Origin of the sequence: Microbacterium sp. AZCO, assembly GCF_039614715.1 — a bacterium.
GTDB lineage: Bacteria > Actinomycetota > Actinomycetes > Actinomycetales > Microbacteriaceae > Microbacterium.
The window spans coordinates 3,215,491-3,235,944 of sequence record NZ_CP154857.1 but is presented as its reverse complement, the minus strand read 5'-3'; the positions used below and the strand labels follow the sequence as shown (position 1 = coordinate 3,235,944).

Here is a 20,454-nt window from a genome sequence, read left to right as displayed (position 1 = left end):
GACCCAGGTGCCATCCTTCTTCGCCGCCCTGCTCGTGACCGGTGCGCTCGCCCTCGGCGTCCCCGCCGCCGGGCCGGGCGGGCCCTTCATCGACGACGCCGCCGACGGCCTCTCCACGAGCAACGTGTACGTGTCCGGTGAGGTGGACGGGGCGGCGCAGCTCGCCGGTGAGCTCAGTCAGGAGATCGGGGATGCCTCGATCGCGGTCGCGGTGCTGCCCGACATCGCCTCGACCGAGGCGGACGCCAACGCGATGGTGCGGGCCCTCGCCGACCGGACGAACGGCCAGTACGAGACGATCGTCGTCGCCGTCGGCAACGATGTCGCCGCGGGCTCCAGCGCGCTCGGCAAGGGCGAGGCGCTGCGCATCGCCAACGAGGCGGAGCAGGCCCACCCCGCGTCGGTCGACGACGCGCTCTCCCAGACGGTGCAGCAGATCGTCGCTGCCACCCCGGCCGAGGCGAGCGGCGGCGGCGTCGACGGCGGGCTCGTCGTGGGTCTTGCGCTCGCCGTCGCGGCGCTTCTGGGCGCAGGGATCGCCGTCATCGCGGTCGTCCGGCGGCGTCGAGGAGACCGCGACGAGCCCCGCACGCTGCCCGAAGGCGTCGACACCCAGGTCGCCGCACTCCGCGGCCTCGTGGGCGAGTACGCGGCGGTCGGGGCATCCGGAAACGAGACCGCCGCCCGCACCTCGCAGGAGATCGCGGTGCTCGCCGACAACGTCTCCGAGCTCTTCGCGCGCCTCGACAAGCGCAGCGCCGACGACCAGGTCTACGTCGCGTCGGTCGAGTACGACGACAAGCTCCGCAAGCTCACGGCCGCGCTCAACCGCGACTACCTGCTCGACATCCTGACCCACCCGCACCTGTGGGACGACCCCGACGACCGCGTGCGCGAGGTCGAGGGAGCGCTGACCGGCGTCTCGGAGGAGCTCGTCGAGAACATCAAGCAGGTCAACGCGCGTCGCGGCCTGCACTTCCAGGTCTCGCTCGATGGTCTCATCGGCCGCCGCAAGGAGCTGCAGGACTGGGACCGCGCCTTCGACCAGGCCTCGGACGACGGCACGGACGACGCCGACCGGGATTCGATCCGCTAGATCAGAGGGGGGCGCGGTCGGAACGCCGGTGACGGCGCCAGCCCGCCAGCAGCAGGCCCGACGCCACCAGCAGCACCGCGACGAGAGGCGCCTGCCCCGCACCGCCCCCACCCGTCGCCGGCAGGGGCGACGAGCCGCCGCCGGGGGGAGCCCCGCCGCCGGAGGGAGCACCCCCATCGGGGGGAGTGCCCCCGTCGGGGGGCTGGGGCGCGCTGACGGCGGTGATGACCGCGGAGGCGGTGACCGTGGATCCCGCGGTGAGCGGTGTGGACGACGAGGCCGAGGCCGAGTTGACGATCTCACCGGTCGTGCTCGCGACGGCCGTGACGACGACGTCGACGCTCTCACCCACCCCGAGGGTGCCGAGATCGCAGCTCAGTGTGCTCGCCAGGATGGCGCACCCCGCGGTCGAGGTGCCCGTCGGCGTCAGACCGTCGGGGAATGTGTCCAGCAGCTCGACGTCCGCCGCATCGGCGGGTCCCGAGTTGGACACGCCGATCGTGTACGTCACTGCCCCACCCACCTGCACCGAGGCGGGATCGACGCTCTTGGTCACATGGAGCTCAGCCGGCATCACCGATGCCGTCACGGGGACGGAGGCCGAGTCGTTCGTCGGATCCGGATCGAAGACCGCTGGCGCGGCCCGATCCGACGACGCCGTATTCGTCAGGACGCCCTCGGCGTCGACCCTGGCGACGATCGTCAGCGTCTCCTGCGGATCCGGCGCCGGCGGGTTCGCGGGCGCGAGGTCGGGGAGTGTCCACTCTCCGGTCGCGGGGTCGTACGAACCGGCCGAGGCGCTGGCCGAGACGAAGGTGAGCCCGACGGGCAACATGTCGTCGACGACCACCGGACCAGCGGGGTTCGGGCCGTAGTTCCACACCCCGACCGTGAAGGTCACTGCGTCGCCGACGTACGCCTGGGGCTTGTCGACGGTCTTCGTCAGTGCGATGTCCGCGGCGGGTATGACGAGATCGGCCACCGCTGTGTTGTTGTTCTGGTCGGGGTCGGATTGGTCTATGCCGGTGATCGCGACGGTGTTGCGGGTGACGCCGATCCGGGTCAGGCGGATGTCGACGAACATCGTCGCCGTGGCGCCGTCGGCGAGGTCGCCGATGCTCCACACACGGGACGCGGGATCGTAGGTCCCCGTGTCGACGGTGAGGTTCTCGATCACCGCCGGGACCAGAAGGGGATCCCGGGCCACGACGCCCGTGGCGTCGTTGGGCCCGGCGTTCGACACGGCGATGGTGTATCTCACGACATCGCCGGGTCGTGCCCCCGGCGGAACCACGACCGACTTGGAGATGCTCACGTTGGAGAGCACGACCGCGGTCACGGTGGCGCTTCCGCTGTTGTTGGACGGGTTGCTGTCGTTCTGCGTGACAGAGGCCAGGCTCGCGATGTTGACGTAGCTGCCAGGAGCGGTCACCCGCGCCGTGATCGTGCGCTGCGCCGTACCGCCTGCAGCGACCGACGGGATCGTCCAGCTGCCTGTCACGGGGTCGAAGGCGCCGTCGCCCGCGCTGGAGACGAAGGTGAATCCGGCCGGAAGCTGGTCTGTCACCACCAGATCGGTCGCCGCCACACCGCCCGCGTCGTTGGCGGCCGTGAGGGTGAAGACGACGTCCTCGCCCAGGGGCACGGCGTTCGGTGAGGCGCCGGACGGGACCGAGACGCTCTTACCCACCGCGATGTCGAGGTCGGGCTCGCCCGAGACCACCGCCGCAGACGACGAGTTGTTCGACTCGTCCGGGTCGATCACCTGCGCCGAGTCGATGGTCGCCGTGTTCACCTGCGTGCCGGGGGCGTCGATGCGCGCCGTCACCGTCGCCGTCACGCCCTGCTCGCCGACACCGAGTGAACCGATCGTCCAGGTGGTGCCGTCGGCGCTGATGTTTCCCCTGGTCGCCGTCGCGCTGAGGACCGTGATGCCCGGCGGGAAGAGGTCGGTGACTGTCACGTTGCTCGCTGCGTCCGGCCCGAGATTGCTCGCGGTGAGCTGGTACGTGACGTCTTCGCCGACGACGGCCGAGTTGGGGAACGCGCCCTTCACGACCGCGAGATCCGACGTGGGCAGCACGACCTCGATGCTCGCCGAGGAGGCGTTGTTGGCGGAGTTGATGTCGGCGGGCGACGGTATGCCCGCGAGGGCTGCGAGGTTGGTGTAGGTGCCGAGCGTGCTCGCGGTGACGGCGATCCTTCGCGTGGCCGACTGACCGACGGCCAGCGCTCCGATGTTCCACACACCCGTCGTCGGATCGTACGTCCCGTCGCCGCCCGAGGCCGCCGCGTCGAACGTCAGGCCGCTCGGCAGGAGGTCGCTGACGAGCACGCCGGTGCCGGAGAAGGGACCGTTGTTCGTGGCGACGACCGTGAAGATCGCCGAGCCGCCGAGAGGGACCGTCCTTCGATCGACGGACTTCGCGACCGAGATGTCCATCGTGGGCCTTGTGGGGTTGATCGAGGCCGCCGCGCTGTCGTTCGAGGAGTTGCGGTCGGGCTGGTCGGTGCTCGTCCGAGCGGCGCTGTTCGTGTACGGCGACGTGGTGTTCACCGTGACCGTGATCGTGAGTCTGACGGTCGTCCCCGGCGGCAGGGAGGGAATCGTCCATCGGCCGGTCGCCGGATCGTAGGCGGTCCCCGCGGACGTCGTCGAGGAGACGTAGACGACCGGACCGTTCGAGCCGGTCGGGATGACGTCGGTCACCACGACGTTGGTCGCCGTGGCCGGGCCGTTGCCGGTGGCCGTGACGGTGAACGTCACGTTCTGGCCCACGAGCGGCGCGGGGTTGTCGATCGTCTTCGTGACGGCGACGTCGGTCGCGACGGGGATGGCAGCCTGGGCGGGTGCCGAGGTGACCTGCTGGCCGATCGCCGTGCGCGCTGCGACCGTGGCGGTGTTCACGATGCGGCCGTCCGCGCCGATGTCACCGGCCGCGACGGTGTAGCGCCCGGTGCAGACGACGTTGCCGCCGGGCGCCACGACGCCGCTCGCGCACGAGATCGCGGAGACCGGGATGCGGTTGTCGGTGATGACGGGGCCTCGGAGCACGCTGTCGCCGGTGTTGGTGACCGTGTAGGTGTAGGTCACCTGCTGGCCGACGCGATACGGCGGTGCCGTCTGCACGCTCTTGGTGAGGGCGATCGACGAGGTGAGTGGCACCGTGACGCTCACGGGAGCCGTCGTGACCGGGGAGCCGAGCGAGGAGGTCGCGTTGGCCGTCGCCGTGTTGACCACGGTTCCTGCCGCGACGTCGGCGGCGGTGACGGTGTAGCTGCCTCGGCAGGTTGTCGTGGACCCCGGATCCGGCGCCGTGGTGAGCGCCGTCGCCTGGCAGACGATGCCGCTCGGGATCCGGTCGTCGGCGATCGACAGCGCCGAGACGGGGGCACCGCTGTTGGTGACGGTGTACTGGTAGGGGATCACGGTGCCGGCGGTGATGACGGCCGGCAGGGGAGCGCCGGTCTGATCGACCTGCTTCTCCACGTTCAGCTCGTCCAGCGGAAGCACCGTCTGAACCGCCACGGTGCGGATCAGGTGCACGTCGTTCTGGCCGCCGGTGGATGCCGAGAAACCCAGCTTGTACGTCGTGGGCGGGAACTGCGGCGCAGGGATGTCGAGCTCCGTGACCCAAGGGCCGCCGGGGGTGTACTGAACCTGCACGATGACCCGCGGAATCGGCTGCGCGCCGGTGACCGGGGTCACCTGCACGTTCACAGTGCGGAGGGAGGCGGAGAGGCTGGCCGCGCGGAGGGTCCCTGAGCCTCCGTTCAGGCTGGTTCCCGGCTTCGTCGGGTTCGTGATGGGCTTCGGCACGGTCGAGTCGAGCCAGCAGTACCCGGTCGTCCCGGAGCCCGGCCCGCGCAGGGTGATCACATTCGGCGCGATGGCGCCCGTCGCGGTGGTCGGCGACCTCTGACCGGCCGGGCACCCGGCTCCGCGGTTCTCCCCGTCGTCGTAGTAGTTGCCGTAGGCGTCGAGACCCACGCCGAGGTATCCGCCGACCACGCCCGGCTCGCCGAAGCGCTGCGCGTATCCGAGGCTGCCTCCGAGGCCGCCCGTCGCCGTCAGCGAGGTCGATCCGTCCACTAGGAAGAACCCGATGCCGTCGGCGCCGTTCCCTCCGTACTGGTACTGCTCGAACGTGACCGAGATGCCGGCGGTGGCGGGGATCGGCCGGTTGTAGAGGGCACTTCCCGCCTGATTGCCCTGTGCATCGGTGAGCTGAAGGTAGCCGGGCGTCACGCCCGCTGTCGGCACAGGGCCGACGGCATGGTTCTGGCAGGACGGGATCTGGGCGCCTCCGGCAGGCGGCGCCGCCCCCGTCGGCGCGCCCGTCAGACACGCCGCGCCTTGCACCGTCCACGCGGGGTCTGGCACCGAGGAGCCGGTGAACGTCTCGGCGACCACCGGCGAGCCGCCGACGGGTGGGTCGGCTGCTGCGGGGAGCGCCACCGCGCCGAGCCCGCTCACCACCAGTGCGATCGCCACTGCCATCCTGAGGGTGCGCCCTGCAGCCCGGGGCGAAGTGCGAGTCACGGCAGCCTTTCTCGGAACACTCGAGCCGTCGGGTCTTGTGCGCAGTCAACCACACGAGCGGCGGTCGGCAACAGAGTGCGGAGGGCTCCGAACACTGGTCGACGGAACGCGGACGACTAGGATTGACGGATGCCGCGGCTTGACGCGGCTTCCCGCGATTCCGCGAATCCCCCGCACGATCCCGACCATTGGAGCCACCGTGGCCGAGCAGTCCCGCCTCGACAAAGTCACCGCCCTCGCCCGTCACCGCGGGTTCGTCTTCCAGGCGGGGGAGATCTACGGCGGATCCCGCTCGGCGTGGGACTACGGTCCCCTGGGCACAGAGCTCAAAGAGAACATCCGCCGCCAGTGGTGGCAGACGTTCGTGCGTGGTCGCGGCGACATGGTCGGCCTCGACTCGTCGGTGATCCTGCCGAAGCGCGTGTGGGAGGCATCCGGTCACGTCGCGACCTTCACCGACCCCCTCGTCGAGTGCCTCAACTGCCACAAGCGTTTCCGCGCCGACAACCTCATCGAGGACTTCGAAGCACGTAAGGGCCGCACGGCCGAGAACGGGCTGGCCGACGTGCCGTGCCCCAACTGCGGCACGAAGGGCCAGTACACCGAGCCGAAGGCCTTCTCGGGCCTGGTCAAGACCTACCTCGGTGTCGTCGACGACGAGTCGGGCCTGCACTTCCTGCGCCCAGAGACGGCCCAGGGCATCTTCGTGAACTTCACGAACGTCGTGACGGCCTCGCGCAAGAAGCCGCCGTTCGGCATCGGCCAGGTCGGCAAGGCGTTCCGCAACGAGATCACGCCGGGCAACTTCATCTTCCGCACGCGCGAGTTCGAGCAGATGGAGATCGAGTACTTCGTTCCGCCGGCTGAGGCGCAGGAGTGGTTCGAGCACTGGGTCGAGGAGTGCTGGAACTGGTTCGTCGACCTCGGGATCGACCCGGCCAACATGCGCCGCTTCGACGTGCCCGAAGAGGATCGCGCGCACTACTCCGACGGGACGATCGACATCGAGTACCGCTTCGGCTTCGCGGGCAAGGAGTGGGGCGAGCTCATGGGCGTCGCCAACCGCACCGACTACGACCTCGGCTCGCACTCCGAGGCGTCCGGGCAGAGCCTGTCGTACTTCGACCAGGCGTCGGGCGAGAAGTACATCCCGTACGTCATCGAGCCCTCCTTCGGCCTCACGCGCTCGATGATGGCGTTCCTCGTCGACGCGTATCACGAGGAGCAGGCGCCCAACGCGAAGGGCGGCTTCGACACCCGCACTGTCCTGAAGCTCGACCCGCGCCTCGCCCCGGTGAAGGCAGCCGTGCTCCCGCTGTCGCGCAACGAGAACCTCTCGCCCGTCGCCCGCAAGCTCGCCGACGACCTCCGCGGCCACTGGAGCGTCGACTTCGACGACGCCGGCGCCATCGGCCGCCGCTACCGTCGCCAGGACGAGATCGGCACGCCCTTCTGCATCACGGTCGACTTCGACTCGCTCGACGACCAGGCCGCGACGGTCCGCGACCGCGACACGATGGGCCAGGAGCGCGTGCCGCTCGAGGGCCTCGAGCGCTTCCTCGGGGAGCGCCTGCGCGGGGCCTGACCTCCGTCGTCCGCGGCCGTGCGCCGCGCGAGCGCGCCAGTTTCCTGCGACCGCTGCGTCGCGCGACGGCGCGCTCGCAGGAAACTGCAGCGCTCGGACCGCGTAGTGCCGCGCTCGCAGGAAACTGCAGCTCTCCCGGGGGTGGCGCCGCAGCTCAGGGGGCGAGGCCGCGCCGGACGAACTCGATCGTGGAATCGGCGGCGGCCTGCCAGGGCACGCCGTCGAGCAGGTCGTCGGTGGCCAGGGTCGCCACGCCGTGGACGGCTGCGAACGCGACGAGGGCGTGCTGCTCCGGCGTGCTGCTCCGGCGTGCCTTCGCGCACCTCGCGCTGACGTCAGTCGGCGCTTGCCCGGCGGGCGGGTGCGAGTCCCTGGTGAACGACAAGACCACCGGATGCCTCGGCCGCCGCTTCGAGGATCGCCACGCCGACCGCCCCGGCGGGCTGCCAGGGCGTGTAGGCGTCGGTCCACCACTTGGTCTCGGCGGGCGCGTCGATGGTCGGCAGGAGGCGTCCGACCTCGTCGAGGGTCGGGAGCATCCGGGGCCGCAGGACCGACAGCACCACTTCGTCGTCCGCGACGATCTGCAGGACTGCGCCGTTGTCGACCGCGCGTGCTTCGAGGGCCTCGAGGTCGGGATGCTGCTCCTGGACCTGACCGGCCGCCGCCACGATCACGTCGCCGCTCAGCGGCGTGGGGGTCAATGCGACGCTGCTGCGCGGCATCCATTCCTCCTGACTGGGCCAGATTCGACGACGAGTTGAACGCGACGATCGCCGCTGAGATGCCCGCTCGGGACCATGGGGTTGATCCGGTCGCCATCGCCGATCGCGATCACATCACACCACGAAGGTGAAGAGCGGCGCGCCCGAAGGGTCGGCGAACGAGCGGCGGATCTCTTCCGTGCTCGCATCGACGTAATAGGAGAACCGCACCACGGGGTTCATGGACGTGTCCTTGAGCGCGGCGGGAATGATCTCGCCGCTCGACCGGAGGAGCGTCGCCCACCCTCCGTCGAGCTTCTCGAAGTGGAAGCCTGGGGCCGCATCTTCCGGCTCATAGGGGAACGAGAGCCGGGGAAGCTCACGCCGGGAGCGCAGGTCGATCCCCAACTGAGCCGTGAGATAGCGTTCCGCGTCGAGCACGTCCGTCGACCGAAGCTGCGGGGCAGGATCCTCAGCGCGCTCAGCCCGAGTAACCGTCACGACCTCTCCTGCGACGGTGACCTCGTACCGGATCTCGCCGCCGTTCACCGACGCGATCACGATGGAATCAGGCTCGCGGAAGACCTCGTACCCGGCCTCTGCCGCCCATGCCTCGAATTCGCCATTCATCGCAGAACCTTCCGGTGCGGGCCTCCATGCGGCCGCCTGTCCCCCGAATACGGGATTGCGGAATTTCACGAGACGTCCTCGCGCCGCCTGCGCCGCGTGAGATGAACGGGCTCGGTCGCGGGCGAGTCGGGTTCGATCGCGGAAATCCTCGGCTCCTGGGAGAGCGCTTCAACGAGAGAGATGGATGCCGCGGCCTCAGCCGGGTCCGCCATCTCCGGCGCATCGACGGGCAAGGGTGACGTCGGGGTCTCGGTCAGTGCGGAGGGCGCGGCATCCGTCGCCGTCGGCTGGAAATGCGCGATCTGCACGAGCGCGGGACGCTCGCCGCGGCGCGCGAGGCGTCCGCGGCCCGCGACCATCGGCTCGGCGTAGAGCTTGGGGAGCAGCTGCCCCTCGGCACGGTCGCCCGACATGATGAGCGCCGTGCCGCCGGTGTCGCGCACGCCCTGCAGCGCGACGTCGAACATGGCGCGCGACGCACCCGCGACCGGCCGCGCGATCACGACGTCGAGCCGGAGGTCGCGCGCCGAGGCGAGGTAGGGCAGGAGTGGCCTCAGGGGCTCGGCGCCGCCCGCCGCGAGAATGTCGAAGTCGTCGGCGATCACGAGGATGCGCGGACCGCCGACGGAGCGGTCGGCGACGCGCTTCTCGAGTTCGACGGCGATCGACTCGGCGAGCTGACGAGCCTGGCGGCCCGACGTGGCGTGGCCGCCGAGGTAGTCGTCGGGAATGTCGCCCGCGAGGTCGCCGCGCGGGTCCATGAGCCCGATGACGAGCTCCTCGGGCGAGTGCCGGTCGATCGCTCCCTGCACGACGCCGCGGAGGACCGTCGTCTTCCCGCAGCGCGCGTCGCCGAGCACGAGCAGGTGCGGATCGCGGCTCGCGAGGTCGAGCAGGATCGGCTGCATCGTGTCCTGCCGGAGACCCACGGGGATCTCGTCGGGCTCGTCGAGTGCGTCGGGGAGGTCGAGCGGCGAGAGCTCCTCGGGCAGGAGGCGGATCGGCGCGGCCCCCGGTCCGCCCCAGCGCTCGGCGCTCTCGCGGGCGATGCGCTCCAGGGCCTCGCCGATGTCGGCGTCGTCGACCTCTTCGAGGAGCGGCAGGGCGACCTGTGCGAAGAGCTTGTCGTCGGTGAGCACGCGGCCGGGCTCGTCCGCGCGGAGGGTCGACGAGAGCTTGCGCGCGACCTGCGAGTCGGCGGGATCGTTGAGCTTGAGCTCGAGGCGCGTGCCGATGAGCGACTGCAGGTTGAGGCGCAGCTCGTTCCAGCGGGTCAGGGTCACGACGACGTGGATGCCGAAGCTTCCACCGCGCTCCAGCAGCTGCGCGAGCGGAGCCTCGAGGTCTTCGAAGTCGGTCCGCAGCGTCCCGAGCCCGTCGACGAGGAGCACGACGTCGGCGCTCGGCAGGTCGGGGAGGCGCCCCTCGGCGTGCCGGCGGCGCATCTCGGCGAGGGAGTCGAGGCCGTGCTCGCGGAAGACGCGCTCGCGCGTCGCGAGCATGCCCGTGAGCTCCTCGAGCAGGCGCGTGAGGCGCTCGCGGTGACCGCGCGTCGCGACCCCGCCGACGTGCGGGAACGGCTCGATGCGGGTGAGGCCCCCGCCCGTGAGGTCCATGCCGTACACGCTGACGTCGCGCGGCGAGTGCGTGAACGCGAGGGATGCCGCGAGTGTGCGCAGGAACGTGGACCGGCCGGACTGCGGCGCGCCCGTGATCGAGATGTGCCCGCCCGACCGAGTGAGGTCGAGGAGCCACGGCGCCTGCCGCTGGCGGGTCGGGTCGTCGAGGAGGCCCAGGGGCGCGTGCAGTCCGCCGCCCTGTCCTTCGGCCGCCGACAGCACGCCGCCGAGCGTCAGGACGGTGGGAAGAGGCGGCAGCCACACCGGCCGCGTGCGCGCGACGCCGCGGGAGAGGCGGGACGTCGCCGCCTGCACGAGGGTCCGGCCGGTGGTCGGTGTCTCGGGTTCGCCGGGACGATCCGGCTCGTCGTCCTGCTCGGGTGCCCGGTCGTACGCGGGCAGCTCCAGGACGAGCGGCGCGTCGAGCCGTACGGGACCGGCTTCGGCGCGGTCGGGGACGGGGCCTGACACGTAGCCCGCGCGGAAGCGCGTGTACACCGACGTGTCGACTTTGAGATACCCGAAGCCCGGGATCGCGGGCAGATGGAACGCGTCGGGCGAGTCGAGCACGACGGCCGACTCCGACTCCGAGAACGTCCGCAGGCCGATCCGGTACGAGAGGTACGTGTCGAGGCCGCGCAGCCGCCCGCCCTCGATCCGCTGGCTCGAGAGCAGCAGATGCACGCCGATCGAGCGTCCGATGCGCCCGATCGTGAGGAGCAGCTCGACGAAGTCGGGCTCGGCCGTCAGCAGCTCGCCGAACTCGTCGATCACGAGGAACAGGTGTGGCAGCGCCGGCAGGTCGGGCCGCTCGCGGCGCAGCTGGCGGTAGTGGCCGATGGATGCCGCGTTCCCCGCGTCCTTCAGCAGACGCTGGCGTCGGATGACCTCGCCCTGGATGCTCTCGCGTGCTCGCTCCGTGAGCTGCGGGTCGTCCGCGAGGTTGTCGATTATTCCCGCGACGTGAGGCAGCCCCGCGAAGGGGGCGAATGCCGCGCCGCCCTTGTAGTCGACGAGGATCATGCTCAGGTCGTCGGGCGAATGCGTCAGGGCGAGGCCGAGGATGAGCGTGCGCAGCAGCTCGCTCTTGCCGGATCCCGTCGCGCCGATGCAGATGCCGTGCGGTCCCATGCCGAGCTGCGCCGACTCCTTGAGGTCGAGGAGGACGGGCGCTCCGCGGTCGTCGACGCCGATCGGCACGCGGAGGAAGTCGCCCGCCGTGCGGGGCTGCCAGGCAGCGCGCACATCGATCGCGTCGACATCGGCGATGCCGAGCAGCTCGGCGACGTCGGGCGCCAGGGTCGTCTGGGCGTCGATCGCACTCGTGCGCGTGAGCCGCAGACCCGCGAGCGGCCGCGCGATGACCTCGAGCAGCTCTGTCGAGACGAGATCGGGACGGATGCCGCGCACGGCGTCCTCGCGGGTGCCGGGCGTCTCGATCGTCGCGGTGCCGCCCTCGACCGTCACTCGGGCCGTGACGGCCGAGGGCTCTTTGAGGCGGTCGTCGACGACGTGGACGACGGTGATGCCGAGGTCGGCGAGATCGAGCGCCGAATCGAGCCGGGGGAGAGCGGTCGCGGCATCCGTCCCCTCGTCGATGAAGATCACGAGGCGGCCGGGCTTCGTGCGCCGCCCGCTGCGGCGCGTGGCCGCCGCCGAGGCGATGCGGTCGCGCAGCTCGTCGCCGATGAGTGCGAGGAGTTCATCGAGCGTCGGCGCGACGCGCCGGGCTGCTGCCTGACCCGCGGGGGCGGCCGCCGCCGACGCGTGGGGAAGGAGGTCGAAGCCTCGCCAGAGCTCGCGCTCCGACGCAGGCACGACGGCGGCGAGGTGGACGTCGTCGGGGGAGTGGAAGGCCGCGATCTGCGCCGCGAGCGCGCGGCAGACGGCGACCGTGTCGGGGCGTGCGCCGACGATCGACACGTGGCCGCCTCGCCCGAGGTCGACGACGGCGGGCATGCCCTGTGCGACGCCCGCCAGGCGTACGACACGCTCGGCGGCGCCCTTCATGACGGGGTCGAAGGGCTGGACGGGGTTCTGCTCGTCGGGGAGGCGCACGTCGACGGCTCGCAGGTCGCCCGTGCCGAGCCGCACGCGGAGGAAGTCTGCGTCTCCCGGGCGCCGTTCCCAGCGCCGCGCGGGATCGGTGCCGATCTCGACGAGCGTCGCGGGATCCGGATCCAGGGCGAGCGCGGCGTCGCGGCGCGCGTCCGCCGTCTCGCGCACGGTGGCACGCAGGTTCTCAAGGTAGTCGAGATAGCGCTCGCGCTGCACGCGCCGCTGGCGGGCGGCGTTGCCGCGGGCCGTGAAGGCCATCCCGAGACCGCCGACGAGAGCGACCACGAGGATCACGGCGCCGACGACCACCATGATCGGGTTGTTGCGCAGCAGCACGATCATCGTGATCGACGAGAGGCTGCCGACGATCGGCAGGAGTGACTGGAGGGGGAACCCCGCCGTGCTCTCGCCGATGGGGGGCGGTGGCGCGAGGACGAGCTCCGAGGGTTCGTCGAGCGGCTCGGTGACGCGAGCAGGGCGATGCACGACGCGGATCGTCATGCGGCGACCGCCTTGCGTCCGGAGACGAGCGTCGCGACGAGCCGGAGGAGGGCATGGCCAGTCGCCCGCCGCCCGGGCTCGGCACCGGCCTTGAGGCCGCGGTCGAAGGGAATCCCGACGACGGGCCACGCGTCGCCCGTCATGGCGCGCGACACGGCGTCGCCGTCGTTCGCGCGATCGACGAGGGCCAGGACGGGGACGGGGCTTTCGGGAAGCGCGGTGATCGCGGGTGCGATGGCGCGCGCGAGCTCGGCGGGAGCCCGCCGGTTCGAGCTCACGAGGCACACGACATCGCAGAGCGCGGCGCACTGCGCGAGGTCGACGAGGGGATGCCGCACGCCGAAATCGGTGACCGAGACGTCGAAGAAGCGGGTGATCGGCGCCGCCTCGACGAGCCAGGCTCCGACCGCGCTGTCGGCAGCGGCCGGGTGGAGCGCGAACCACCCGTCGCCCCCGTCGAGGCCCGTGACGGCGTCCGCCGTGGTCCGGGCGCCCGCGCGCGTCTCGCTCGGCGCCGTCGCGGCCGCCCCGAGCCGCGCGGCGAGTCCGCCACCCGCGACGTCGATCGCGAGGACGGGGTCGGCCCGCCGCGCGGCGAGGATGCGCACGACCTGCTCGGCGAGGGTCGTGGCGCCCGCGCCGGTGTCGAGCGACACCACTCCGATGCGACGAGCGGTGGGAAGGGTGCCGCGGATCGAGGCATCCCATTCCGTCAGAGCCGTGCGCCGGGCCACGGCGCTCCCGAAGAGGGCCGACGGCAGTGCACGGACGTCGACGGTCACGCGCCGCCCCCGAACATGCCGAGCAGCTCGGCGTAGACACCGAGTGCGCCGAGCAGCAGCGGGATGAGGGCGACGACGGCGAGGGTCTCGACGACGTTGCCGAGACCGCGCAGGCGCGCGCGGGTGTGATCGGCGGGCCGCACGATTGCGGCGGTCGCGATGACCACGGCGGCGAGGCCCGCGACGACGACGCCGACCCAGGCGAGCGGACCCGTGAGGTGGACGGTGACGGCCGTGAGCGCGATGGCGGCGACGGCGGCCCACAGCGACCACACCTGGGCGCGCAGGGGGAACGCGCGGGCGCGAAGCGCCCCGACCAGCGTGATCGCGAGCGCGAGGAGCCCGCTCCACAGTTCGCCCGCGAGCACGAGCGCGACGCCCGTCGCCGCGAGCAGGGCGGCGATCGTCACGACGCTCCATGTGAGGGCCGTGTACGCCTCGTCGATGGATGCCATCGCCCGAGGCCGCGCGACGCGCTCGCCGTCGGCCACCCGCCGGTCGAGAGCCGCGAGCCCCGCCGCCGAGAGCGCGATCCAGGGCAGCGGCCCCGTCGCGAGGGCGGCGATCGTCCCGGTGATCGCGGCCGCCGCGGGCGCGGGCACACCGAAGAGGAGAAGCGTGAGGAGCAGTGATCCGAGCACCCCTCCGACAGCTCCGCCTGCGGCGGCGCCCGGGCGATGGAGGCCGAACCCGAGGCCCAGCAGCACGACCGTCGACCCTGCCGCCACGAACACCGCGACGGCGATCAGCGCGGCTGTGGCTGTCGAGTACCCGGCGGACGGTGCCGCAGTGAGAGCCGTGAGGGAGAGCGGGACGGCGACCCCGACCGCCGCGGCGCTGAGCGCGGCCGAGACCCCGCGCACGCGCATGAGCCCGAGGACGGTGGCGACGGCGGCGAGCACGGCGAACGCCGCGAGCAGCACCCACGCCGCGACGAACGCAGAACCGTAGGGGGCGACGGAGCCGGCGGCTGCGGCGGCGAGGGCAACACCCGTCCCGCCCGCGATGGCGCGGCCGCGGTCGTCCCAGCGGTCCGCGCGCCTGTCGTGCGCGAGGGCCGCGGCATCCGTCACGTCGATCACGACGGGAGGAGGCGGAGCCGCGTCGAGGCGCACGAGCCGCAGCAGCGTGCCGTCGGCGAGGTCGAGCTGCTGGGGTGAGCGCGCGATATCGAGCTGCTCGCCGTCTGCTGCGACAAGCGTGAGCGGTCGGGCGACGGTGCCGCCGGGCTCGCCGAGCAGCTCGACGAGCCGGGGGAGCGTGGCGCCGAGGGGCTCCTCGTTCGCGACGACGACTTCGGCGCGGCGCGCGGCGCCGGCGACGGTGAGACGCGTGTACATCAGTCCACCTCCGTGGCGACGATCATGGACCGGCTCGATGAGGGCGCCGCGGGCGCGGCATCCGCTCGATCCGCCAGGAGCTGGATGACGAAGGCGACGCCGACGCACGCGGCGCACGCGACGGCGGCGACGATGACGGATGCCGCGAGCCGGCGCAGGTGGTCGTTGACGGTACGCCGCTCGTCGATGCTGCCGAAGAGCAGCGCTGAACCGAGTCGCATGCGCTGGAGCTTCGCCTGCTCGATGAGGACGGTGTCCTTCTGATCGGGCATCAGGTCTCGCTTTCGGGTGAACGGTCATGCAGCTGCGCCGCGACGCGGGGCGAGAGGGCGAGGAGATCGGCGGTGCGCGCGGGATCGAGAGTGCCGAGCGCCTGGCCGAGGCGCTCCCACCCGCCGCCGTCGGCGGAGCCGAGGGCGACGAGGACGCCGGGGAGCCGCGGGCTGCCGACGACGGCCGCCCCGAATTCCGCGGCCCAGCGCTTGACGTCGAGTCCCGACGCCCGCACGCCGGGTGGCCCGATGAGCAGCGCGAGGGGCTCGGGCGGCGGGGACGCCGTGGCGCGGCGAGCCAGGTCGGGAGAGCCGATCGTGGCGAAGGCGACGCCCAGGAGCGGCATCCCGATCCCCGCCGCATCCGCGAGGAACCGGCGCGCCTCGAGGTCGATCGCGCCGATGCGCGCCTCGCCCGCGCCGGCGACGTCGGCCCACACGCGCGTCGTCTCCTCGAGCCCCTCGCCCGTCCGGGCGGCCTGCAGCGTGCCGATGAAGGGGTGCTCGCCCGGTGCGACCGCGGCCCATCGGGTGTCGAGGGGCATTCGCCGCCGCGTGTACTCGGTGAGGTCGTCCCGGTCCCACGGGGCGACGAGCGGCTCCGTCGGGCCCCACGCCGACGGTGGGCCGCCTGTGAAGGCCTCGGATGCGGCTTCGAGCACGCCGCCGAGGCGGACGGGTCGGGTGACGCGATGCCGCGTCGACACCGTCGCGACGAACTGCAGGCGCGTGGCGATCGCGGGGCGCACGAAGGCGGGGTGCACCCCGGCGGTCGTCAGCGACGGCGCGGCCATCACTGATTCGGGACGATCGAGCCGTGCGCCGGTGCGGGCGTCGAAGCAGCCGTCGTCGGCCGTGCGCACGACCCAGTGACCGCCCACCGCCGACAGGGCTTCGCTTAGAGGCTGCGTCATCCGCGAGAATTCGCCCGATACGACGATCGGGCGCTCGCCGGCCGCGACGACGCGCGAGAGGAAGTCGCTCATGCCGACAGTGAGCGCCACGATGTCGGCCCGCGTCTCGGTCGCCGCCCAGCCCGGCCCCCGGCCGTCGAGCAGCGGGTGGTCGATCTCGACGCTCACGCGGGAGCCCTCACGGTCACGACACGGTCACCCAGTTCGAGCGTCGCGTCGCCGGGAAGCGGCGTGCGCTGGAACGCGATCAGCGGCTGCGGCGCGCCCGCGGTTCGCAGCACCGTGCCGTTGGTCGAGCCGAGATCCGTGACCCACACGAGGCGTCCGTCCCACTCGAGCCGCGCATGCGACTTCGAGAGCGTGCGCGAGATGTCGGCCCAGCGGTACTCGTCGGCCGGGGCATCCACGGGGGCCGAGGGATTGCGCCCGAGAACCAGAGGCGCCTCGAGTGAGAAACGCTGCCCCGAGTCCAGCTCGAGCACGGGGGCGAGCCGGCGCAGGGCATCCGGTGACGGTGCCGCGGCGGCGGGCGCGACGGCGGGGAACTCGAACGGGGCGAGAGCGGGTGCGAACGGGTCGCGGCCGCGGTGCACGTCGAAGGTGCCGAGCCCGCCCGTGAAGAATGAGCGGACGAGGGATGCCCCGGCCGCGGCGCCCGTCGAGCGCTCGACGGTTCGCGTGGCGGTCGCGATGCGCCCGAGCGACCGGCCGGTGCGGGCGACCGTCGCGACGGCGACGGCGATCGCCGCGATGGCGAGGAGCCCGAACACCCACGCGAGTCCGGAGAGTCCGCCGGCGGCGAAGAGGGCGGCGATGACGGCGAAGGCCACCGGCAGAAGCGCGTCGACGAGGAGCGCGCCGATTCGCTGGCCGGCGCGGGCGGGCGCCGTGAGCACGAGCGGATCGACGTGAGCGGGGCGGTTGGTCTCGGAGATCACTGGCCCTTCATCAGTCCTTCGTCAACAATCGATACGAGCGTACGGCCACCATCTGCTGCGCCTGCCCCGCCTGCCCGTCCCTCACTTCCCCGGCGCCCCGGGGCTTCTCAGCAACTGCTCTTGCACATCCGATCCGACGGCGAGTGCGAAAGGGGTGAGCGCGACCCGCGCGATGCGCTCCGCGTTCGGATTCGAGACGTGTGTCATGCCTGGCTGAGCTGGGCGAGCTGCCCCTCGCGCACGAGGTCGCGGACGCCGACTCCGGCCTCGGACACGGAGAGGCGCAGCCCGCCGCCGGCACGCCCGAACCACGGCGGCGTGACGACCGCCTCGACGCGGATGGCAGCGGTCGTGACGAAAGAGTGCAGCGGCTGGCCGAGGACCGTAGGAGGAAGCGATCGGGTCTCGAACGATGTTCCCGTGGGATACAGAAGATAGCCGTCGAGCGCCCCGACGCGGTCGACGAGCAGGCCTGCCGGCAGGTCGATCGTGAGGGGCGTGCTCGCCCGCGAGGCGAGATCGAGGACGTGCGGGGCGGCCCACGTGAGCAAGCGCTCGCGCTCGGCATCGGGCATGGCCGACGGGGCAGGCAGCGGCGTGAGCAGGTAGGCGTACAGCGCCTTCACGACCTCGTCGGCAGTCGTCCGCCGCAGGAGCAGCCGGGCACGGCCGTAGTCGACTGTGCTGATCGTCCAGCCCCGCTGCTGCGCCTCGGCGACGTGCAGCGCCCCTTCCCAGGGGATGTCCGTGTCGACGGGCAGGTGTACGGCGGGATCCGGCACTCCCTGCGTGCGAAGTGTCGCCCGGACGGCGTTCCACGGCTCCGTCATTGCCCGCCCTTCAGTCGGAATCGCCCGTCCAGCCTATCGACGGGGGCCCGACGGCAACCGTTGTTCAGAATGGAGCGGTGGACGCGATGCTGCTGCGCGGCATCCATTCCTCCTGATTCGGCCTGCACTCGAGGGCGTGTCGGAAGACGGATGCGCCGAGAACGGACTGATGTCACGGCCGGCAGTCACGAGGAAGAGGTGTGCTCCCTCGGCGCGGAAGTTCTCGGTGGCAACCCTCAGATCCTGGGTCGTGGGGATCGGACTGTCCGTCGTGAAGGGTGCGGTCAGTTCGAAACCGGCCGCGCGCCAGGTCACGCCCTGAAAAGCGGGAAGGCGCGACACGGCCTCGAGAAATGACGAGCCTGCATCCGTCATGCGGACCTCCCCGCGATACGTCCGAAAACCGTCGATACTTCGTCGAAGCCGATGTCCTCCGCGATCCCGGCCGCGCGCGCCTCCTCCGGGCTGGCTGCGGAGACCCAAGGCCCCGGCGCCCCGGGCTTCTGAGCGATCCAGGGAAAGGCCTGCGATTCGTCGTCGGTGTCCTCGTCCGCGACGACGGTGCGAGATTCGCCCGCGGCATCGAGGGCCTCGGACCATGTCGAGCCCCATCGCTCGAGGCCGACCAGCGCGAGAGTGACAGCCGCGGGGTCGACGAGCAGCATCGCCCGTATGCGAGGGGATCCGGACGCCTCGAGGTACACGCGATGCACGTCGAACTGGATCGACACTCCATCGCCGGCCCCGAATCGTGCAGGTCCCTCGGATCTCAGAGGAACGCGCTCGGCGAGGTTCTCGAGCACGGGCCGCACTCGGCCTACCCACCGCGCCTTGGCCTCGTCGTCGTCGCGCGCGGCGAGCATCTTGGAGACGCCGACGCTCCCGAGCGTCGATCGAAGGTGCTCGTTGAGCCCGCTCCAGAGGGCATCGTCGTCAGGGAGGGAGTGGGCGCCGAAACCGGTCACGGCACGATCTCTCTCAGATGAACGCGCCAGACACCCTTCTGGTCGAGGAACTTGCTCACGATTTCTAACTCCGTGCCTCGCTGGAAGAGATTTCGGCCTCCCGCTGGTAGCGGGAGAGGGGAGCTACGCATCATGCGCGGAAGTTCAAGAGATGCTTCAGGAATCGAAGGCCCTCCAGGGCGTCGGCGAGGGCTTCGGACTCCGCGCCGAACGACCGACGTGTCGTTTCGATGACGCCCGCACGTTCGTCCGTCGTCAGGGTGTACCAGGTGCCCTGCTTCTCGAAGAGGCAGACCTTGTTCGCCGATGCGCCGGAGGGCTCGGCCCTGAGCAGCCACCGCCCCAGACGCTCATCCTGAACGATGCGATCGAATTCCGCCTGGTTCATGGGGTGATCTCCTTCAAGACGCCGAGCGCTTCGAGAAGCGCGACGGTCAGCGGCAGTTCGATCTGTCGGCCGCCGCCGCTGCTTCCGAAGCCCGGAGCGATCTCGCCGTGCGTCGGCGACTAGTTCGTCGACGCTCAGGAAGTGCGGCTCGCCGCTGGGTCCGAGCGGCGTGGGGGTCGATGCGACGCTGCTCCGCGGCATCCGTTCCCCCTCCGTGCCCCCTGTATACGTCACGATCGCTTCGGTCAGGAGGCCGGGATCGATGTCAGCAGGCATTGGTCTCCGTGCTCGAAGTATCGTGCGGGCGTGTAGACGTCGGTCATCGCACGTCGGGTCAGACGCCCCACTCGGCCAGGTACTTGTCGGGAATGCGGAGGCGGACTCGGGCGCCGAGCTCCTCCAGGATCTCGTCGAGGTCGGCGATCGTCTGCCCCTCGTTCGGCCCTCGGACGACCGGTACATCGACATTGCGGAACGGAATCGAGAAGCCGAAAGCCCCTCGGTCGTAGACGAAGTCGATCTCCCAATACTCATAGAGCACGAACGAGGCACGCACCCACGGGTGGTCGTCGTCGCGGAGCTCGCGCACGAGATATCCGCTGGCCGCAGCGGGGAAGACCCGGCGGAGCGCTCGATCGAGCTGCATCGCGAGGTCTGTGGCTGAATCAGCGAACGGCACGCCACGCACCCTTTCCATCGGGGAGGATCACGTAGCCGTGAGCTCGGAGGTAGTCCATCTCCTCTCGAGGAAGCTACCACCAGCCTTCCCTGGGTCGTGAGTGATCCGGATGTCCTTCCCGGAGGAGATGGCTTCGTCCAACGCCGGGCGAATGAAGAACTCGAACATGTCGTCTCGGGGCGAGAGATCGTACGCGTCCTGCGCATTGCCCCAATCGTCTCCCATGTCGAAGTACATCGCGTCCTCACGCCGAGCGACTGCGATGTACGACGTGTCGTCGTTCGCCCAGCGACCCAGCACCAGCGTGTCGGACGAGGTGTTGTGGAGCGAGCCCTCCCGCAGATCCGCGTACTCTTCGAACGGGATGCGCGAGCCCGCGATTCCGTGGTCGTACCGCACCACGGAGTCGCCTTCGAGGGCGAATCCTTCAGGGAGCCACACGGACTCGCCGCCGACGGTGACGGTCTCGCCGCGTACCTCCCAGTCGGGCGCGCCGACGGAGCCTGGCGACTGATCTGAAGCGCCGGGGCCACCCGAGCCGGAATCTCCGTCGACATCGCCGGGTCGTCCGGAGCCGCCCTGGTCGCCGGATCCCGTGCCCCCGGCGCCG

Annotated in this window: 17 protein-coding genes; 3 read left to right on the top strand and 14 right to left on the bottom strand. The window is 71.3% G+C overall.

Translation table 11 applies throughout. The features are described 5' to 3' along the window. Positions 1 to 7 precede the first annotated feature (7 nt). Positions 8 to 1,096, top strand: a complete 1,089-nt coding sequence (locus AAIB33_RS14750) for a hypothetical protein (RefSeq protein ID WP_345800718.1) — start codon at positions 8 to 10, stop codon at positions 1,094 to 1,096. 1 nt (position 1,097) lies between these two features. On the opposite strand, the gene AAIB33_RS14745 is transcribed toward AAIB33_RS14750, so the two are convergent. Next, positions 1,098 to 5,591: a hypothetical protein gene (locus AAIB33_RS14745; RefSeq protein ID WP_345800717.1), complete on the bottom strand. Its 4,494-nt coding sequence runs from the start codon at positions 5,589 to 5,591 to the stop codon at positions 1,098 to 1,100. Positions 5,592 to 5,838: 247 nt separating this feature from the next. Between AAIB33_RS14745 and AAIB33_RS14740 the strand changes: the two genes are divergently transcribed. Next, complete coding sequence (locus AAIB33_RS14740; RefSeq protein ID WP_345800716.1) at positions 5,839 to 7,224, top strand: glycine--tRNA ligase; 1,386 nt, start codon at positions 5,839 to 5,841, stop codon at positions 7,222 to 7,224. Positions 7,225 to 7,559: 335 nt separating this feature from the next. Here the strand turns inward: AAIB33_RS14740 and AAIB33_RS14735 are convergent, their stop codons facing one another. The 10 genes from AAIB33_RS14735 to AAIB33_RS14690 form a co-directional block, all read right to left on the bottom strand. Beyond that, positions 7,560 to 7,949: a hypothetical protein gene (locus tag AAIB33_RS14735; protein WP_345800715.1), complete on the bottom strand. Its 390-nt coding sequence runs from the start codon at positions 7,947 to 7,949 to the stop codon at positions 7,560 to 7,562. A gap of 114 nt (positions 7,950 to 8,063) precedes the next feature. Next, positions 8,064 to 8,558, bottom strand: coding sequence for an Imm61 family immunity protein (locus AAIB33_RS14730; RefSeq protein ID WP_345800714.1), 495 nt, complete (start codon positions 8,556 to 8,558; stop codon positions 8,064 to 8,066). A 65-nt stretch (positions 8,559 to 8,623) separates the two neighbouring features. Beyond that, positions 8,624 to 12,736 (bottom strand): type VII secretion protein EccCa, encoded by a 4,113-nt coding sequence (gene eccCa, locus AAIB33_RS14725; RefSeq protein WP_345800713.1) that lies wholly within the window; start codon positions 12,734 to 12,736, stop codon positions 8,624 to 8,626. Next, the gene (locus AAIB33_RS14720) at positions 12,733 to 13,518 is read right to left on the bottom strand and encodes a hypothetical protein (RefSeq protein WP_345800712.1); all 786 of its coding nucleotides are present in this window, start codon (positions 13,516 to 13,518) and stop codon (positions 12,733 to 12,735) included. Before AAIB33_RS14720 ends, eccCa begins: the two co-directional genes overlap by 4 nt. After that, on the bottom strand, positions 13,515 to 14,858 hold the full coding sequence (locus AAIB33_RS14715; protein ID WP_345800711.1) for an EsaB/YukD family protein: 1,344 nt from the start codon (positions 14,856 to 14,858) through the stop codon (positions 13,515 to 13,517). The genes AAIB33_RS14720 and AAIB33_RS14715 overlap by 4 nt, the downstream gene beginning before the upstream one ends. Further along, on the bottom strand, positions 14,858 to 15,130 hold the full coding sequence (locus tag AAIB33_RS14710) for a hypothetical protein (RefSeq protein WP_345800710.1): 273 nt from the start codon (positions 15,128 to 15,130) through the stop codon (positions 14,858 to 14,860). Before AAIB33_RS14710 ends, AAIB33_RS14715 begins: the two co-directional genes overlap by 1 nt. Then, on the bottom strand, positions 15,130 to 16,212 hold the full coding sequence (locus AAIB33_RS14705; RefSeq protein ID WP_345800709.1) for a DUF6177 family protein: 1,083 nt from the start codon (positions 16,210 to 16,212) through the stop codon (positions 15,130 to 15,132). The genes AAIB33_RS14710 and AAIB33_RS14705 overlap by 1 nt, the downstream gene beginning before the upstream one ends. Next, on the bottom strand, positions 16,209 to 16,982 hold the full coding sequence (locus AAIB33_RS14700; protein WP_345800708.1) for an FHA domain-containing protein: 774 nt from the start codon (positions 16,980 to 16,982) through the stop codon (positions 16,209 to 16,211). The genes AAIB33_RS14705 and AAIB33_RS14700 overlap by 4 nt, the downstream gene beginning before the upstream one ends. A gap of 203 nt (positions 16,983 to 17,185) precedes the next feature. Then, a complete protein-coding gene (locus AAIB33_RS14695) occupies positions 17,186 to 17,812 on the bottom strand; it encodes a TNT domain-containing protein (protein ID WP_345800707.1) in 627 nt (208 codons plus the stop codon). Positions 17,813 to 18,183: 371 nt separating this feature from the next. After that, positions 18,184 to 18,477 (bottom strand): hypothetical protein, encoded by a 294-nt coding sequence (locus AAIB33_RS14690; protein ID WP_345800706.1) that lies wholly within the window; start codon positions 18,475 to 18,477, stop codon positions 18,184 to 18,186. A 42-nt stretch (positions 18,478 to 18,519) separates the two neighbouring features. Between AAIB33_RS14690 and AAIB33_RS14685 the strand changes: the two genes are divergently transcribed. Beyond that, positions 18,520 to 18,798: a hypothetical protein gene (locus AAIB33_RS14685; protein ID WP_345800705.1), complete on the top strand. Its 279-nt coding sequence runs from the start codon at positions 18,520 to 18,522 to the stop codon at positions 18,796 to 18,798. Between the two features lie 109 nt (positions 18,799 to 18,907). Here the strand turns inward: AAIB33_RS14685 and AAIB33_RS14680 are convergent, their stop codons facing one another. From AAIB33_RS14680 to AAIB33_RS14670, 3 genes are read right to left on the bottom strand one after another with little or no spacing between them, the layout of a single operon-like run. Then, positions 18,908 to 19,441: a hypothetical protein gene (locus AAIB33_RS14680; RefSeq protein WP_345800704.1), complete on the bottom strand. Its 534-nt coding sequence runs from the start codon at positions 19,439 to 19,441 to the stop codon at positions 18,908 to 18,910. A 58-nt stretch (positions 19,442 to 19,499) separates the two neighbouring features. After that, positions 19,500 to 19,844 carry a hypothetical protein gene (locus AAIB33_RS14675; RefSeq protein WP_345800703.1) on the bottom strand — a complete coding sequence of 115 codons (345 nt, stop codon included), beginning with the start codon at positions 19,842 to 19,844 and terminating at the stop codon, positions 19,500 to 19,502. A 27-nt stretch (positions 19,845 to 19,871) separates the two neighbouring features. Beyond that, positions 19,872 to 20,246, bottom strand: coding sequence for a hypothetical protein (locus AAIB33_RS14670; protein WP_345800702.1), 375 nt, complete (start codon positions 20,244 to 20,246; stop codon positions 19,872 to 19,874). Positions 20,247 to 20,454 lie beyond the last annotated feature (208 nt).

What these genes read in the sequence shown, in the direction of transcription:
- AAIB33_RS14730 (WP_345800714.1), bottom strand. Translation starts at nt 8,558, where the DNA reads ATGAATGGCGAATTCGAGGCATGGGCGGCAGAGGCCGGGTACGAGGTC.
- AAIB33_RS14695 (WP_345800707.1), bottom strand. Translation starts at nt 17,812, where the DNA reads ATGACGGAGCCGTGGAACGCCGTCCGGGCGACACTTCGCACGCAGGGA.
- AAIB33_RS14690 (WP_345800706.1), bottom strand. Translation starts at nt 18,477, where the DNA reads ATGCTGCTCGTCGACCCCGCGGCTGTCACTCTCGCGCTGGTCGGCCTC.
- AAIB33_RS14715 (WP_345800711.1), bottom strand. Translation starts at nt 14,858, where the DNA reads ATGTACACGCGTCTCACCGTCGCCGGCGCCGCGCGCCGCGCCGAAGTC.
- AAIB33_RS14735 (WP_345800715.1), bottom strand. Translation starts at nt 7,949, where the DNA reads ATGCCGCGCAGCAGCGTCGCATTGACCCCCACGCCGCTGAGCGGCGAC.
- eccCa (WP_345800713.1), bottom strand. Translation starts at nt 12,736, where the DNA reads ATGACGATCCGCGTCGTGCATCGCCCTGCTCGCGTCACCGAGCCGCTC.
- AAIB33_RS14710 (WP_345800710.1), bottom strand. Translation starts at nt 15,130, where the DNA reads ATGCCCGATCAGAAGGACACCGTCCTCATCGAGCAGGCGAAGCTCCAG.
- AAIB33_RS14680 (WP_345800704.1), bottom strand. Translation starts at nt 19,441, where the DNA reads ATGCCTGCTGACATCGATCCCGGCCTCCTGACCGAAGCGATCGTGACG.
- AAIB33_RS14685 (WP_345800705.1), top strand. Translation starts at nt 18,520, where the DNA reads ATGCACGTCGAACTGGATCGACACTCCATCGCCGGCCCCGAATCGTGC.